Genomic DNA, 14,793 nt, shown 5'->3' on the forward strand with positions numbered 1-14,793 from the left:
TCCTTCCGCGCGCAGCGAGGGGACGCGCGTTTTATGAAATCGCTGTTCGAGCACCGTTCCGGCCGCATCATCGCGCTGGGGCGGTTGATCCTGGCCTCCGTGTTCCTGATCGCGCTGTGGGCGGACCCGGGCCAGCCAACCCGCGGGAGCGCTTGGGGCTACGTTCCGATCGCGACGTATCTGCTGTTCTCGATCATCCTCATGGTCATCGCGATGAAGAGCTGGTGGTGGGATCACCGCCTCGCGTGGCCCGTGCTGGGCCTGGATATCCTCGCGTTTCTCGCCGCGGTGTTCGTCACCGAGAGCGTGAACAGCGATTTCACCAGCCCATTCCTCGCCTTTTTCAGCTTCGTCATGCTGACCGCCACCATTCGCTGGGATTGGCGCGTCACGGCGGCTGCCGGCCTACTCGTGACCATGTTGTACTTGCTGGTCGGGTTCGGCATCTCACTCGCAGCCGCCGACTTCGACGTTTTCCGGCTTGGACGCCGGTTCGCTTACATGCTGCTGCTGCTGCTGATCCTGGTGTGGTTCGGCCTTCAGCGGCGCGAGCAACATATCGAGCGGTTCAGCGATGCGCCTGACCCTTCTGCGGGTCTGCTTCCGCCGCTGGAGGGCGCTCTGGCGTTCGCGATCGAGCAATGCGGGGCGAGTGCCGGTGCGCTCGCCTGGAGCGACAGCGAGGAGCCGGGCATCGAGCTCAGAACGATGGCGATCCGTTCACCGGGAGGATCGCTCGATCCTTCGGTCCTGAATTCCGACCGCGCATTGGGCGATAAGGTGCGGCTGTTTTCCGCTGACCGGTGCCGCAGCCTGCGCGCAAGCAGCCGCGGGCGGCCGATCGCGAGCGGCCAGGAGTTGAAAGAGCCGCTCGCCGATCGGCTCGGCATCGGCGAGGCTCTCGCGCTGCCCTTCACGGGCGGCGCGGGGCGCGGGGAGATCATCATCTCGGGCATCGCGGGCATGTGCGCCGATCACGTCATGATCGGCCAACTCGTCGCACGCGAAGTGCAAGCCGCGTTCGACCGGCATGCGGCAATGGTCCTCACTCACGAGACCGCACTGGCCCGCTCGCGCGATGCGCTGGCGCGCGATCTGCACGACAATGTGGCGCAGTCACTCGCCGGTGCCGCGCTGCGGCTCGAAGGCCTGCGCAAGTCGATCCGCGCCGGGAACGATCCAGACGCCGAAATCCTCCAGCTCAAGGAAGCCTTGCGCGCCGAGCAGAAGGAAGTGCGCGGCATGATCGACCGCTTGCGGTACAGCGAGCAGGTGATCCCCGTCATCAATCTGCCCGCCAGCATCACGCGGTTGGTGACGGAGTTGTCGGTCAACTGGGGTGTCACCATCGATTTCGAGCCGGAAGGTGCCATCGAGCTGCCCGCGACCTTGGCCTACGAGGTGTCCAACCTCGTCCGTGAGGCTGTGGCCAACGCCGTGCGTCACGGCAGTGCGCAAGCGATCAGGGTTGGCTTGCGCCGTGAGACCGACTGGATCACTATCGCGATCAACGACAACGGGTCGGGATTTTCGACTGGAACAGGGGCGGAAGCACCGCGCTCGATCCGTGAGCGGGTCGCGCGGCATGGGGGCACCTTCGCGGTGCAAACGGGGACCTCCGGAACCCAGTTGAAGATCGGCCTGCCGATGGGAGAAGCCGCTTGATTTCGGTACTGCTTGCTGACGACCATTCCTTTATCCGCGCCGGGATCGAGGCGATCCTGCGCCATTCCCGCTATGAGCTGATCGCCACCGTCAATGACGGTAACGAAGCGCTGGAAGCGGTCGCGCGGCTCGACCCGGCGGTGTGCATCTTCGACGTGCGCATGCCCGGCAAGACCGGGGTCGAGGTGCTCGAGGCGATGCGCGCGCGCGGGGACACCCGTCCTGTGGTCCTGCTCACCGCCGAACTCGATGACCGCGCACTCTACGCAGCGGTGCGTGCCGGAGTGAACGGCATCGTGCTCAAGAACGGCGCCGAGGATGCGCTGATCGAGTGCCTGGAGAACGTTCTCGGCGGCAGCCGCTCGATCGACCAGGAACTGCTGGAGCGCGCACTCGACCTGTCGATGAGCGGCGGGGCGCACGATCCACTCTCCAAGCTCGCTCCGCGCGAACGCCAGATTTCGGAGCTGGTGGCCCAGGGCATGCGCAACCGCGAAATCGCCGAGCGTCTGTCGATGAGCGAGGGCACCGTAAAGGTGTATCTCCACGGGATTTATCAAAAGGTTGGCGTGGAAAACCGCACCGCGCTGGCACTGCTTGCGCGCGACAACCTGCCAACTCGTTAGCTAACAACGTTTGCGCATACTAAACTTTAGTTAGTTTCAGATTCGTCCTTAAGGTAAATTTAACCTCCTGCTGGAGAGGCTCATAGCTGTCTCAGCACCCGTAAAAACCAAAGTGAGTCGCCGGGGCGAACCATCTGGATTTTTTTACGGGAGTTAATCATGCGTAAGCTTGTCTCGGCTGTTTCGGCCATGGCGGTTATCGTGGCCACTAGCAGCCCGGCGTTTGCCGCTCAGAGCGTCGTCGAAGCGGTAACACCTGTCGATGCCGACGCCACCACGATCGCCGCAATGGAATCGCAGTGCTCAGCGCTCGCCGCCGCCCATGCAGTAGGCAATCAGGATCTCTGGAGCGCCGAAGTCGTCGAAGGCGACGTCACCTACGTGAGTGGCCCCACTCTCAACGCCACCCCCAATTTCGACATCGACGAGAGCTCCGTGCTGCCGTTCGATTTCCATCCTAGCGTGACGAAGATCGAGGGCGACCCGAAGCGGAACGGCGGCAGCGTCAACATGTTCGGCCTCCAGATCGCGACTGCCGGCTACTACGGCTACACGACCTACAATTTCACCGCCGACTACGACTCGACGTATCTGCACGCATTCAGCTGCGACATTTCAAAGGAAGCGTACATCGCGCCGGTCCTAATCCCGGGACATCCGGTCGAAGGCTTCTACACCAACAACGGGACCAACCCGTCCGGAGGTGAAGGCAGCTGCCAGGGGCTCAGTCCGGCCAATCCGCACTGGGGTGAGGACCTCGGGAATTGCAAGTTCACCAAGACCGGCGATGCGGTCGAGGATGACTACACCGATCCGAGCTACGGCCCGCTCACCTTCGTAGTGAATGAGCCGGGCATTGCCGTCTCGCAAACTCAGACCGACAACCTGAACTCCTTCGAAGATCACGGTGCGAGCGTACAGCTCACTGGTGAGAAGGTCCTCGGGACGGTGGTCGTCTGCATCTCGCCCAGCTCGACCGGCAAGAAGCTGCCCGGCGAGTGGAAGCAGCAGAACGGCTACACCGGCGACAAGTGCACGACAGCCTGGTTCAATGGCGGCGCCACTGTGGGCGTGATCAATCTTAACCCGGATCGGGCCAGTGGCATCACCGTGCCGGCCATCTGAGGTTATTAATTAAGCGAAGTGAAAATGGCCTCGCCGGGGTAACTCGGCGAGGCCTTTTCTTGCCGACGGACGGGGAAGTGATGATGGACGGTGGTCGCTCAACGCGCGCGAAGGCGCGCAGCCGCTGGTGGCTGTCGTGCTCGACGCTGATCCTATGTCTGGTTCCGGTGACGGCATCGGAAGCCCAGGATGCGCCAGCGTCGCCCGAGCAGCCTGCTCAACCCACCCCAACGCCCTCCCCTGAATCCAAGGCCGAACGCGACCAGATTGTCGTCATCGGGAACAGGGCGATCATCGCCTCGCTGCAGGACCTTGAGCCCGAGCAGGTGTACGACGAGGACGCCGCCGATTCCTACGGCGTCAGCACCCTGGGCGAGATGCTCGACGAGATCCGCAGCGAGAACGGCGACGACCAGGCCGCCTATCTCGTCAACGGCGTGCCGGTGCAGGATGTCGGCGACGTTGCCGACCTGCCGGTAGAGGCGATCCAGCGGGTCGAGGCACTCCCGCGCGGGGCCGCGCAGCGCGTCGGCGGTGCGGCTGGTCAACGCGCTTACAACATCGTCCTCAAGCCCTCGCTCAACATCGCCACGCTTACCGCCAGCCGCGAGATGGCGACCGAGGGTGGATGGGCGAACAACCGCGGTGAGGCCATTTTCACCAGCATCAAGGACCAGGACCGCATCAACGTCACGTTGCGCGGCGCGCAATCGGGCACCTTGTTCGAATCTGAGCGCGACTTCATACCGCTGGTGGAGACGACCCCGTTCTCGGCGCTCGGCAATATCGTACCCTCTTCGGGCAACCAAATAGACCCCGCGCTCGACCTGCTCGTCGGCAAGCCGGTCTCGGTGCTGGCGCTGGCCGGGCCGATTACAGGCAAGCCCACGCTGTCCTCGCTCGCCGGCGGTGCCGGGCAGACTAATCCGAGTAACCTGTCGTCATACCGCTCGCTGCGCGGGTCGAGCCGTCCCCTGGAGTTCGCAATCGCGGGCAACAAGCAGATCAACGAGTGGCTCTCGCTGTCATTCAACGGGCGGATGAATCTCTCTCGCAGTGTAAATTACAGCGGCTTGCCCTCCGGTCGCTTCACAATTCCGGCGAGCAACCCTTTCACCCCCTTCGGCACAACCGTAGCGCTTGCCCTCAACGATCCATCGCGCCCGCTGCGCAGCGTCAGCGAGAGCACCACCGGATCGCTTTCGAGCACCCTCAACGCGGTGGTCGGACGTTGGCACGGCTCGCTCGACGCAAGCTACGACCTGCGAGATCGCAACAGCGTCTCTTCCACGAGCGGATCGCTCGGCGCCCTGGCGACAGTCACGCCAGGCCGAAACCCGTTCGACGGTTCGCTCGCTTCGCTGATCCCGGTGATCGATCGCCCAAGCGAGAGCAGCTTCTCCAGCTACTCGCTCAAGGCCCAAGCGGAGGGTCCGCTGTTCGACCTGTGGGCGGGTCCCGTGTTCGGCCGGATCGCGGCCGGCGGCACGTGGCTTTCGCTCAAGGGCTTCGACCCGTCCGGCGAACGCCGGTTACAGCGTCACGAATACACCTCAAGCGCAGGCGTCACCATTCCTCTGACCGGCGGCGAGCGGGAGTTCCTACCCGCGCTCGGCGAGAGCGAACTCGCGCTCGACATCGGCGTCACCGATCTCGGCAAGTACGGAAAGCTCGACAGTTATTCGGTCGCGCTCAATCTGCAGCCGACCAAGTGGCTGCGGGTGGTCGCCAGCCAATCGCGTGATGAGCACGCGATCGTTCCGGAGTTGTTGGCCGCCCCGACGGTGGTCATCCCGAACTACCCGTACTTCGACCCGCTCACCGGGCAATCGGTCGACGTCACCTCGATTTCTGGCGGGACGCCCGGGCTGCTGCCCGAGAGCTTGAGGACGCGCGCGATATCGGTGACGCTGACGCCCTATCAGAAATACAACCTGCGACTGACCGCCGATTACGAGGTTAACGATCTCGACAACCAGATCGGCACCCTTCCTCCACCGAGCACGGCTGTCGTCGCGGCCTTCCCCGATCGCTTCGTTCGCGACGCTTCGGGGACCTTGGTTCTGGTCGACAGCAGCGCGGTCAATTTCGCTCGCCAGCACACCGAACAACTGAGGCTCGGCACCAACTTCATGATTCCGCTGATTGCGGGCGGAATCGCCCCGGCCGCGCCGGGCACGCCGGCGCGGGATCGCAAGCGCATTCCGCCGCTGCGGCTGCAAGTCAGCGCCTCGCAGACGATCGTACTGGAGAGTACCTCGGTCATCCGCACGGGTTTGCCGGTCGTCGACCTGCTCGACGGCGGAGCGATCGGACTGGGGGGCAGTCGGCCGCGCAACAGCACCGACCTTTCGCTCGCTCTCACCCGCGGCGGGTCGGGTGCGCGGCTTACCGCACGGCGCCGCGGCGAAAGCTATGTGGTCACCGGCACAACGGCCGCCCCCGATCTGCTTACGTTCGAAGGATTCACGACCGTGGATCTGAAGCTGTTCACCGACCTGGGCGAACTGTTCCCGTCGGAAAGGGCGCTCAAGAAGACGCGCGTGACCCTCGCTTTCGACAATCTCAACAACGACCGTCAGCGGGTCACCAATCTTTCCGGAGCCACTCCGCAAGCTTACCAGCCGGTCCGTCGCGACGCGGTAGGCCGCACTGTCATGATCGAGCTGCGCAAGGTCTTTTGAGTTTCCGCGCAAGCGGGCGAAATTTCGCCTCCTCCTGGCGCTGGTCCGTTGCCCTAAGTGTCTCGCCTTAGGACGGTGTAAAGCATTCAAGCGTAGGTATCGCTTCGATTTCCTCGCATGGGGGCCACCGAGCGCAGCGGACTGAAATGGCAGTTAGGAACTTCTGGAAAGCCGCCACGGCCGCGGGTGACGATCTCACCAGCGATGGCTTGCGCTTTACCGTGCTCGACGATTTCGAGCACACGGGCCTGGCGTGGATCTGGTCGTCCGATGCCGATGGGTCGCTGAACTACCTTTCTCCCGGCGCCGCGGAGGTGCTCGACCTGCCGCTCCCGACGCTCCTCGGCAAGCCGCTCGCCACGCTGTTCGAAACCGACCCGGACGATCCCGAAAACCGCTCGGGCCGCCCGCTCGGCTTCCAGCTCAAGGCGCACAACCGGATCGCGGACGTGACCGTTCGTTGTGCCCTGCCCGAAGCACGCACCGGCCGCCCGGTGTGGCTATCGCTCTCGGGCCACCCGAAGGTCGATTCGACCGGCAAGTTCCACGGTTACCGCGGCTGGGCCAAGGACATCTCGGTCGAATACCAGCGCAAGATCGAGGATTCGCGCCTCGCGGAATTCGATTCGCTGACCGGACTCTACAACCGGCACCGGATGGCCCGCCGGCTCGAAGGCATGCTGGCGGCGTTCAAGGCGGCCAAACGCAGCTGCGCGCTGATGATGCTCGATCTCGACCGCTTCAAACAGGTCAACGACACGATGGGTCACCAGGCGGGCGACGAGCTGTTGCGCCAGGTGGCGGAGCGCTTGCGCAACATCATCGGCGACCGCGGCGAGATCGGCCGGCTCGGCGGTGACGAGTTCCAGGTCATCATCCCCGACGTCGACGACCGCGGCAAGCTGGGCGAACTGGCCGACAAGGTCATCCAGATCGTCTCACAGCCCTATCCGATCGACGACAAGCGCGCGATCATCGGCACCTCGGTCGGCATCGCGATTGCGCCGTACGACGGGATGGAGACCGAGGAACTTGTCCGCGCGTCGGACTTGGCCCTGTATTCCGCCAAGAACGGCGGCCGCGGCCAGTTCCGGTTCTACTCGGCCGACCTCAAGGACGAAGAGGAGGAGCGCCAGCTTCTGCTCGACGACTTGCGCGAGGCCCTCGCTGCAGACGAGCTCCAGCTCCACTATCAGCCGGTCGTCCGGATCAAGGACAACCACGTCGTCGGCCTCGAAGCGCTGATGCGCTGGGAGCACGAGGAACGCGGCTGGGTGCCGCCGGGCACCTTCATCTCCGCGGCCGAGGAATCGAGCCTGATCGGGCCCCTGGGCGATTGGGCGCTGCAGCGCGCCTGCGCCGACGCCACCACCTGGCCGGAAAGCGTCCGGGTGGCCGTGAACGTCTCCGCGCGCCAATTCACCGCCGCGGGCTTCGTCGACATCGTCGCCGATGCGCTGCAGTCGAGCGGCCTCGATCCCGATCGGCTCGAGCTCGAGCTGACCGAGAGCGTCTTCATGGGCGATAGCGACGCCACCGACGAGACTTTCCGCGCGCTCAAGAAGCTGGGCGTGCGGCTCGCGCTCGACGATTTCGGGACTGGATATTCGTCGCTCAGCTACTTGCGCTCGGCACCGTTCGACAAGCTCAAGGTCGACAAGAGCTTCGTCGACTCCTGCACCCAGAAAGACCAGAACAGCGCCAAGATCATCACCGCGATCATCGGTCTTTCGAAGGCGCTGGGCATGGAGACGACGGTCGAGGGCGTCGAGGCGTTCGACCAGCTCGAGGTGGTCAAATCGCGCGGCGCGGAGCTGATCCAGGGCTGGCTCTACGCTAAAGCCATGCCGCAGGCCCACGTGCTGCAGCACATCCAGTCCGGCGAGTTCAAGATCGAGCCGAGCGGGCCCGACAAGCACCGGCCCGATCGCCGATCGATGTTCCGCCGGATCGGCATCATCCACGGCGATCATCGCTATGAGGCGGTCATCCGCGATCTCAGCAAGACCGGCGCCTTCATCGAAGGGCTTGTCGGCGTCCCGCTCGGCACCGCGCTGGTGCTCGATCTGGGCAGCGGGCAGCTCGTGGTGTGCCAGGTCATGCGGTCGGAAGGCGCGCAGATCGGGGTCGAGTTCGAAACCCATCTGGTCAACGACGGCGCCGGCGGCCTGTGCACGCGCCACCGCGTCAGCCCTTACGCTCTTGCGGCCGCCAGCTTGCCGGTCGCAGCGGCACCCGGCGCCGGTCCCGCTGCGCTCAGCGCCTCGGCCAGCGCGCCGCAGTTCATGCAGGTCCAGGTCGGCAGCGGCGGCTGAACCTTTACAGCGCGCGGCGACCGGTTAATCCGGTTGCCATGAGCAACGCATCACCGCCCACCTACGACGAAGTCGTCCTCGGCCGCCGCTCGATTCGCGGCTATCTCGACAAGCCAGTCCCGCGCGAACTGATCGAGGAGGTGATCGGACTGGCGATGCGCTCGCCGTCGTCGATGAACACGCAGCCGTGGCATTTCCACGTCATCACCGGCGAACCGCTCGACCGCATCCGCCGCGGCAACACCGAAAACATCCTCGCCGGCGTCCCCGACAGCCGCGAATTCCGCCGCGGCAGCGCCTTTGCCGGCGTCCACCGCGAACGGCAGATCGGCGTCGCCAAGCAATTGTTCGAAGCCATGGGCATCGCCCGCGACGACAAGGACGGCAGGCAGGATTGGGTCTTGCGTGGCTTCCGCCAATTCGATGCCCCGGTGTGCGTTATCATCACTTACGACCGCGAGCTCGACGATGGCGATGACAGCAAGTTCGACTGCGGCGCGGTCACCACTGCGCTGGTCAACGCGGCGTGGAGCCGCGGGCTCGGCTGCGTGATCAACAGCCAAGGCATCATGCAGAGCCCGGTCGTACGGCAATACGCCGGGATTCCCGACGACCAGGTGATCATGAAGGCAGTGGCGTTGGGCTGGCCTGACGAGACCTTTCCCGCGAATGCCGTGGTTTCGCACCGCAAGGCGCTGGAAGAAGCCGTGCGCTTCGTCGGCTTCGACACCTGATCGCCCCTTTCGCTTCGCGGCTCGGCAGCAACCGCCGAACCGCCAGCCGTTCGCCGGGTAAGTCGGGTTGAACCGCCGTTCATCCGGGCGACAGGCGCGCGGCCAGACGCGGCCCCTCCACCGCCGGCAGGACGCCGGCGCAATGGAGAGAGACCCGATGAAGCCGATTTTCGCTGCTGCCGCCTTTGGCGCTCTCATGCTTAGCGCGGGCGCCTTTGCGCAAGACGTGCCGGCGCCGACGACCGACACCACCGTCACGACCACGACGCCCACCGCCAACGGCAACGGCGCCGATGTCACCCGGTCCACGACCACGACGACGACCACTACGCCGCTCGCCGACGGCACGACGTCGGTCGACACCAGCGTGGAGCGGACGCAGTCGGTGACGACGCCCAGCGGCAACACCAATACGGTCACCCGCACCACCGCGGCCGACGGGATGCACACTACGACCGTCGATCACAAGACTACGGCCCACACCAATCCGCCGACGAGCAAGAAGCCCAAGTAAAACAAGCCGGCCCCGCGGCAACGGCGTCGCGGGGCTTCCTTCCTGCGCCATTGACGCGGCGCGCTCGGTGAGCGCAACCTGTGGCCGAAGGAGAATATCCGATGGCCACCACCGCTCCGGAGCGTCCGCAGGAAGCGTCGTCGCTCAACATCCGCCCGATGACGCCCGCCATCGGCGCCGAGATCCTGGGCATCGATCTGGGCGCGCCCGACATCGCCGACCGCATCCCGGAAATCCGCGCGGCATTGCTGAAATACGGTGTGATCTTCTTTCGCGATCAGCACCTTACTGCCGAACAGCACATCGCATTTGCGCGAGAGTTCGGCGAGCTTGAGATCCATCCCGCGACGCCGAAAGACCAGCTCAACCGTGAGATCCTGCGCATTGCGCACGGGCCCGACAGCCGGGGGCAGGAGAATGCGTGGCACTCGGATGTGACCTGGCGGGAGAAGCCGTCGCTCGGCTCGATCCTGCGCGCGGTGGAGGTGCCGGAGGTCGGCGGCGACACGCTATTTGCCAACATGCACCTCGCCTACGAGCGCCTGAGCGTGTCAATGAAGCGCTTCATCGAGGACCGAACAGCGGTGCATGACATCGCCCGAGTGTTCGCCAAACGGCTGAACAAGCGCCCCGAAGAGCTGCACGAGCAATATCCGCCGATGCGTCATCCGGTGGTCCGCACGCATCCCGAGAGCGGGTTGCCGGTGATCTACGTCAACACCGCCTTCACCAGCCACATCGAGGGGCCGAGCGAGAAGGAAAGCCGCTGGCTCCTCGACCACCTGTTCGCGACCGCTGCCGATCCGGAAATACAGTGCCGCTTCCGCTGGCAGCCGGGTTCGATCGCGTTCTGGGACAACCGGCTGTGCCAGCACTTCGCGGCGAGCGATTATTTTCCCGCCCGGCGGGTGATGGAGCGAGTGACCATCGCGGGCGACCGGCCGTTCTACCGGCCGCCCATGGATTGATCAGCGCAGGCTGACGACGTTGTCGCTGGCGCGCGGGTCGACGCGGTCGCCGCGGTAGAGGCTCGCCATCGGCTCGTCCTCGACCACGATCTGCTCGGCGTTGCCGAAGCCGTTGAAGCCGGTCTTCATCGCCGCGCCATAGGCGCCGAGCATGCCGATCTCGATATAGTCGCCGGCCTGGATGTCGGCCGGCAGCATGAAGGGCCCCTTCATGTAGTCGGCATCGTCGCAGGTTGGGCCGTAGAACGAGAATTCGGCGAGCGGCTGGGTGAGGTCGTCCTCCAGCGCCGAAACCGGGAAGCGCCAGTCGATGTGCGCGGCGTCGAACAGCGCGCCGTAGGCGCCGTCGTTGATGTAGAGTTCTTCGCCGCGGCGCTTCTCGACGCGCACGATCAACGAGGAATACTCGGCGCAAAGCGCGCGGCCGGGCTCGCACCACAGCTCCGCGTTGTAGGCGATCGGCAGCGCTTCGAAGTGGCGGTGGATGATCGCGAAATAATCCTCGAGCGGCGGCGGCTCCATGCCGGGGTAGTCGCTCGGGAAGCCTCCGCCGACATCGACCACGTCGATCACCACCGAAGCCTCGGCCACCGCGGCGCGCACGCGCTCGAGCGCCTGGACGTAAGCGAACGGCGTCATCGCCTGACTGCCGACGTGGAAGCACACGCCCAGCCAGTCGCAATGCTGGCGGGTCGCCTGCAACAGCTCGGCGGCATCGGCGAGGTCGCAGCCAAACTTGGCGGCGAGGCTCAGCTCGGAATATTCGGACGACACGCGCAGGCGGACCAGCAGGCGCAGGTCGGAAGCTGCGGTGCCGTCTTCAGCCGTCGTCGCCTCGACGATCTTCTCCAGCTCCTCGATGGTATCGAGGCTGAAGGTCTTTACGCTGTGATCGAAATAGGCCTCGCGGATCGCCTTGGCGGTCTTCACCGGGTGCATGAAGCACAACTCGGCTTGCGGCAGCGTGCCGCGTACCAGGCGCACTTCGGCGATCGAGGCGACATCGAAGTGCGTCACCCCGGCATCCCACAGCACCTGCAACAGCTCAGGCGAGGGGTTGGCTTTCACCGCATAGAGCGACTTGCCCGGAAACTTCTCGGTGAAGAAGCGGGCAGCGCGCGCAGCAGCGTGCGGGCGATTGAGGATGACCGGTTCGTCCGGCGCGAGGGCGCGAACTACAGACCGGGCGTCAGGATGATGGTGCAACTCAAGGGACCCCCAAACGGTAAGTTTGAACGAGGCAGCCTTGCGGTTTAGGAAGTCCCCTTGGGGCTGCGGGGTGCGCCTATAAAACCCAGCGCGTGAACCGCAAGTGAAAAACGGACCCTGTGGATACAACCCTGGGGCGGACGGACCGGGCGCACGGCGGGGTCAGCTGAGCCGGTCGCGGAAGTCCTCGTAGCCGAACGCCTTCACCTGCTCGAGCGAATCGCTTTCGCTGTCCCACAGCCAGATGGAGGGTAGCTGTACGCCATTGAAAGTATTGGTTTTCACCATCGAATAGTGCGCCTGATCGAGGAACGCGAAGCGCTCCCCCTGCTCGTTGGGCACGGCTAGGCGGTAATCACCGATCACATCGCCGGCGAGGCAAGACGGCCCGCCGAGGCGGATCGGCTCGCCCTCCCCCGCCTCGTTCAGCATGGCGGGGCGATAGGGCGCCTCGATCACGTCGGGCATGTGACAGGTGGCGGAAATGTCGGTGATCGCCACCGGCAGCCCGTTCCAGTGCGAATCGAGGATCGTGCCGACGAGGATGCCGGCGTCGAGCGCAACCGCCTCGCCCGGCTCGAGGTAGATCTCGGCGCCGGTATCCTCCTTGGCGTCCTTGAGGAACTCGACCAGCTCCTCGCGCTGATAATCGGCGCGAGTGATGTGGTGGCCGCCGCCCATGTTTATCCATTTCAATTCGCCGAACCACGGCTCGATCGTGTCGAACACGCTGTCCCAGGTGCGGCGCAGCGGTTCGAAGTCCTGCTCGCACAAGTTGTGGAAGTGAATCCCGTCGACCTGCTCCATGATCTCGGGCGTCAATTGGTCCATCGGGAAGCCGAGCCGGCTGCCAGGGCTGGACGGGTCGTAGCGCGGAACCTCGCCGCACGGGCATAGCGGATTGATGCGCAGGCCGACGTCAAAATCCTGCCCCGCCGCGCGCGCCGCATCGAGGATCGGGCGGTAGCGTCCGAGTTGGCCGGGCGAATTGAAGATCACGTGGTCGGAGAGGCGGCATACCTCGGCGAGCTCTTCGGGCTTGTACGCCGCGCAGTAAGTCGCGATCTCGCCGTCGTAGAACTCGCTCGCCAGCCGCGCTTCCCACAGCCCGCTGGTGCACACGCCGTCGAGATACTCGCCGATGATCGGCGCGACCGACCACATGCTGAACGCCTTGAGCGCGGCGAGGACCTTCACCTCCGCCGCATCGCGTAGGTCGGCAAGGATCTGCAGATTGGAACGCAGCTTCGCCGCGTCGACAACAAACGCCGGGCTATCGACGCGTTCGAGGTCGAAGTGGGCGAAGGCCCCCGGATCGCCGGCTCTGGTTTCCATCAGATCGATGCTCCGCGAAAGACAAGGATCGCGCCCGTGGCGATCAGGGCGAACCCGGCGAGCTGGCTCGGCACCGGCTTCTGGCCGAACACTACCCAGGCGACGAAGACGAAGCCGATCAGCGAGCACACCTCGGCAATCGTCTTGAGCTGCGCCAGCGAGTAGGTCTGCGCGCCAATCCGGTTGGCCGGCACCATCAGCGCATACTCACCCAGCGCAATCAGCCAGCTCAGCGCGACGGCGGCCAGCAGCGGACGGCTCGGCGTCTTGAGGTGCCAATACCACGCCACGTTCATCACCGTCGCCGACAAGGCAAGCAGCCCGATCGGCGCGATCGCGGCCAGGCGCGGGTCCATCAGAAGTCGACCGGTCCGCTCAGTTCCTCCAGCGTCCACGGCAAGCCCTCCGAGTTCAGCATGTCCATGAACGGATCGGGGTCCATCTGCTCCATGTTGAACACGCCGTCACTCGCCCACTTGCCGGTCACCAGCATCGCGCTGCCGATCATCGCCGGCACGCCGGTGGTGTAGCTGACCGCCTGGTTGCCGGTCTCCTCGTAGGCGGCTTCGTGGCTGCAGATGTTCTTGATGTAGAACGTCTTCTCGCCCGACCCGTCGAGCGCCTCGCCGGTGGCGATTACCCCGATGTTGGTGTTGCCCTTGGTCGTCTCGCCCAGCGTCTCGGGCTTGGGCAGCACGGCGGCGAGGAACTGCAGCGGGATGATCTCCTTGCCTTGGTAGCGGATCGGCTCGATCGAGGTCATGCCCACATTCTGCAGCACGGTGAGGTGCGTGATGTAAGCATCTCCGAACGTCATCCAGAACCGGGCGCGCTCCAGCTCGGGCACGAACTTCGCGAGGCTCTCCAGTTCCTCGTGATACATCAGATAGGCGTTCTTCTTGCCGACCGCTTCGAAGTCGAACTCCGTCTTCACCTGCATCGCCGGCGTCTCAACCCACTCGCCGTTTTCCCAATGGCGGGCGGGCGCGGTGACTTCGCGGATGTTGATCTCGGGATTGAAGTTGGTGGCAAAGTGCTGACCGTGGTCGCCGCCGTTGCAGTCGAGGATGTCGAGCTGGCGGATGGTTTTCAGCTTGTGCTTCTTGAGCCACATCGTGAACACGGATGTCACGCCCGGATCGAAGCCCGAGCCGAGCAGTGCCATCAGGCCCTTCTCCTTGAAGCGGTCGTGGTAGGCCCATTGCCACTTGTATTCGAACTTCGCCTCGTCCTTGGGCTCGTAGTTCGCGGTGTCGAGGTAGTTTACGCCCGCCTCCAGGCACGCGTCCATGATCGGCAGGTCCTGGTACGGCAGCGCGAGGTTGACCACGAGGCTGGGCTGCACCTGGCGGATCAGGTTGACCATCGCCGGCACTTCCTCGGCGTCGATCGAATAAGTCTGCACGACCTGACCGGTGCGCTGCTTGACGCTCGCGGCGATCGCGTCGCACTTCGACTTGGTGCGGCTGGCGAGATGTATGTCGGAGAAAATCTCCGCGTTCATCGCCATCTTGTGAACGCAGACCGAGCTGACCCCGCCCGCACCGATTACCAGAACTGTCGACATGCTGACTCCGAGAACTTTTGCGAAGCGCCATTGGCGCTGAATGCCGAACGC

Annotated in this window: 12 protein-coding genes; 8 read left to right on the forward strand and 4 right to left on the reverse strand. The window is 64.7% G+C overall.

The window, feature by feature from the left end:
* The first annotated feature begins 33 nt into the window (after positions 1 to 33).
* The 8 genes from ELY12_RS02865 to ELY12_RS02900 all read left to right on the forward strand — a co-directional run bounded on the left by ELY12_RS02865 (position 34) and on the right by ELY12_RS02900 (position 10,631).
* Positions 34 to 1,665 (forward strand): sensor histidine kinase, encoded by a 1,632-nt coding sequence (locus ELY12_RS02865; protein ID WP_126175181.1) that lies wholly within the window; start codon positions 34 to 36, stop codon positions 1,663 to 1,665.
* On the forward strand, positions 1,662 to 2,291 hold the full coding sequence (locus tag ELY12_RS02870) for a response regulator (protein ID WP_126175182.1): 630 nt from the start codon (positions 1,662 to 1,664) through the stop codon (positions 2,289 to 2,291). The genes ELY12_RS02865 and ELY12_RS02870 overlap by 4 nt, the downstream gene beginning before the upstream one ends.
* 159 nt (positions 2,292 to 2,450) lie before the next feature.
* Complete coding sequence (locus tag ELY12_RS02875) at positions 2,451 to 3,416, forward strand: hypothetical protein (protein WP_126175183.1); 966 nt, start codon at positions 2,451 to 2,453, stop codon at positions 3,414 to 3,416.
* Between the two features lie 59 nt (positions 3,417 to 3,475).
* Positions 3,476 to 6,100, forward strand: a complete 2,625-nt coding sequence (locus tag ELY12_RS02880; protein ID WP_126175184.1) for a TonB-dependent receptor — start codon at positions 3,476 to 3,478, stop codon at positions 6,098 to 6,100.
* 146 nt (positions 6,101 to 6,246) lie between these two features.
* On the forward strand, positions 6,247 to 8,415 hold the full coding sequence (locus ELY12_RS02885) for an EAL domain-containing protein (RefSeq protein WP_126175185.1): 2,169 nt from the start codon (positions 6,247 to 6,249) through the stop codon (positions 8,413 to 8,415).
* Positions 8,416 to 8,453: 38 nt separating this feature from the next.
* Entirely contained in the window at positions 8,454 to 9,149 is a 696-nt protein-coding gene (locus tag ELY12_RS02890) for a nitroreductase (protein WP_126175186.1), read from the forward strand.
* A 157-nt stretch (positions 9,150 to 9,306) separates the two neighbouring features.
* Positions 9,307 to 9,663: a hypothetical protein gene (locus ELY12_RS02895; RefSeq protein WP_126175187.1), complete on the forward strand. Its 357-nt coding sequence runs from the start codon at positions 9,307 to 9,309 to the stop codon at positions 9,661 to 9,663.
* 101 nt (positions 9,664 to 9,764) lie between these two features.
* Entirely contained in the window at positions 9,765 to 10,631 is an 867-nt protein-coding gene (locus ELY12_RS02900) for a TauD/TfdA dioxygenase family protein (RefSeq protein ID WP_126175188.1), read from the forward strand.
* Here ELY12_RS02900 and ELY12_RS02905 read toward each other — a convergent pair whose 3' ends face one another.
* The 4 genes from ELY12_RS02905 to ELY12_RS02920 all read right to left on the reverse strand — a co-directional run bounded on the left by ELY12_RS02905 (position 10,632) and on the right by ELY12_RS02920 (position 14,742).
* Positions 10,632 to 11,837, reverse strand: coding sequence for an alanine racemase (locus tag ELY12_RS02905; protein WP_126175189.1), 1,206 nt, complete (start codon positions 11,835 to 11,837; stop codon positions 10,632 to 10,634).
* Between the two features lie 165 nt (positions 11,838 to 12,002).
* On the reverse strand, positions 12,003 to 13,175 hold the full coding sequence (locus tag ELY12_RS02910; protein ID WP_126175190.1) for a carboxynorspermidine decarboxylase: 1,173 nt from the start codon (positions 13,173 to 13,175) through the stop codon (positions 12,003 to 12,005).
* Positions 13,175 to 13,531: a DMT family protein gene (locus ELY12_RS02915; protein WP_126175191.1), complete on the reverse strand. Its 357-nt coding sequence runs from the start codon at positions 13,529 to 13,531 to the stop codon at positions 13,175 to 13,177. Before ELY12_RS02915 ends, ELY12_RS02910 begins: the two co-directional genes overlap by 1 nt.
* Positions 13,531 to 14,742, reverse strand: coding sequence for a saccharopine dehydrogenase family protein (locus ELY12_RS02920; RefSeq protein WP_126175192.1), 1,212 nt, complete (start codon positions 14,740 to 14,742; stop codon positions 13,531 to 13,533). Before ELY12_RS02920 ends, ELY12_RS02915 begins: the two co-directional genes overlap by 1 nt.
* Positions 14,743 to 14,793: the final 51 nt, after the last annotated feature.

The organism is Tsuneonella rigui (assembly GCF_003958625.1).
Lineage (GTDB): Bacteria > Pseudomonadota > Alphaproteobacteria > Sphingomonadales > Sphingomonadaceae > Tsuneonella > Tsuneonella rigui.

What these genes read in the sequence shown, in the direction of transcription:
- ELY12_RS02865 (WP_126175181.1), top strand. Translation starts at nt 34, where the DNA reads ATGAAATCGCTGTTCGAGCACCGTTCCGGCCGCATCATCGCGCTGGGG.
- ELY12_RS02875 (WP_126175183.1), top strand. Translation starts at nt 2,451, where the DNA reads ATGCGTAAGCTTGTCTCGGCTGTTTCGGCCATGGCGGTTATCGTGGCC.
- ELY12_RS02885 (WP_126175185.1), top strand. Translation starts at nt 6,247, where the DNA reads ATGGCAGTTAGGAACTTCTGGAAAGCCGCCACGGCCGCGGGTGACGAT.
- ELY12_RS02890 (WP_126175186.1), top strand. Translation starts at nt 8,454, where the DNA reads ATGAGCAACGCATCACCGCCCACCTACGACGAAGTCGTCCTCGGCCGC.
- ELY12_RS02895 (WP_126175187.1), top strand. Translation starts at nt 9,307, where the DNA reads ATGAAGCCGATTTTCGCTGCTGCCGCCTTTGGCGCTCTCATGCTTAGC.
- ELY12_RS02900 (WP_126175188.1), top strand. Translation starts at nt 9,765, where the DNA reads ATGGCCACCACCGCTCCGGAGCGTCCGCAGGAAGCGTCGTCGCTCAAC.
- ELY12_RS02910 (WP_126175190.1), bottom strand. Translation starts at nt 13,175, where the DNA reads ATGGAAACCAGAGCCGGCGATCCGGGGGCCTTCGCCCACTTCGACCTC.
- ELY12_RS02915 (WP_126175191.1), bottom strand. Translation starts at nt 13,531, where the DNA reads ATGGACCCGCGCCTGGCCGCGATCGCGCCGATCGGGCTGCTTGCCTTG.
- ELY12_RS02920 (WP_126175192.1), bottom strand. Translation starts at nt 14,742, where the DNA reads ATGTCGACAGTTCTGGTAATCGGTGCGGGCGGGGTCAGCTCGGTCTGC.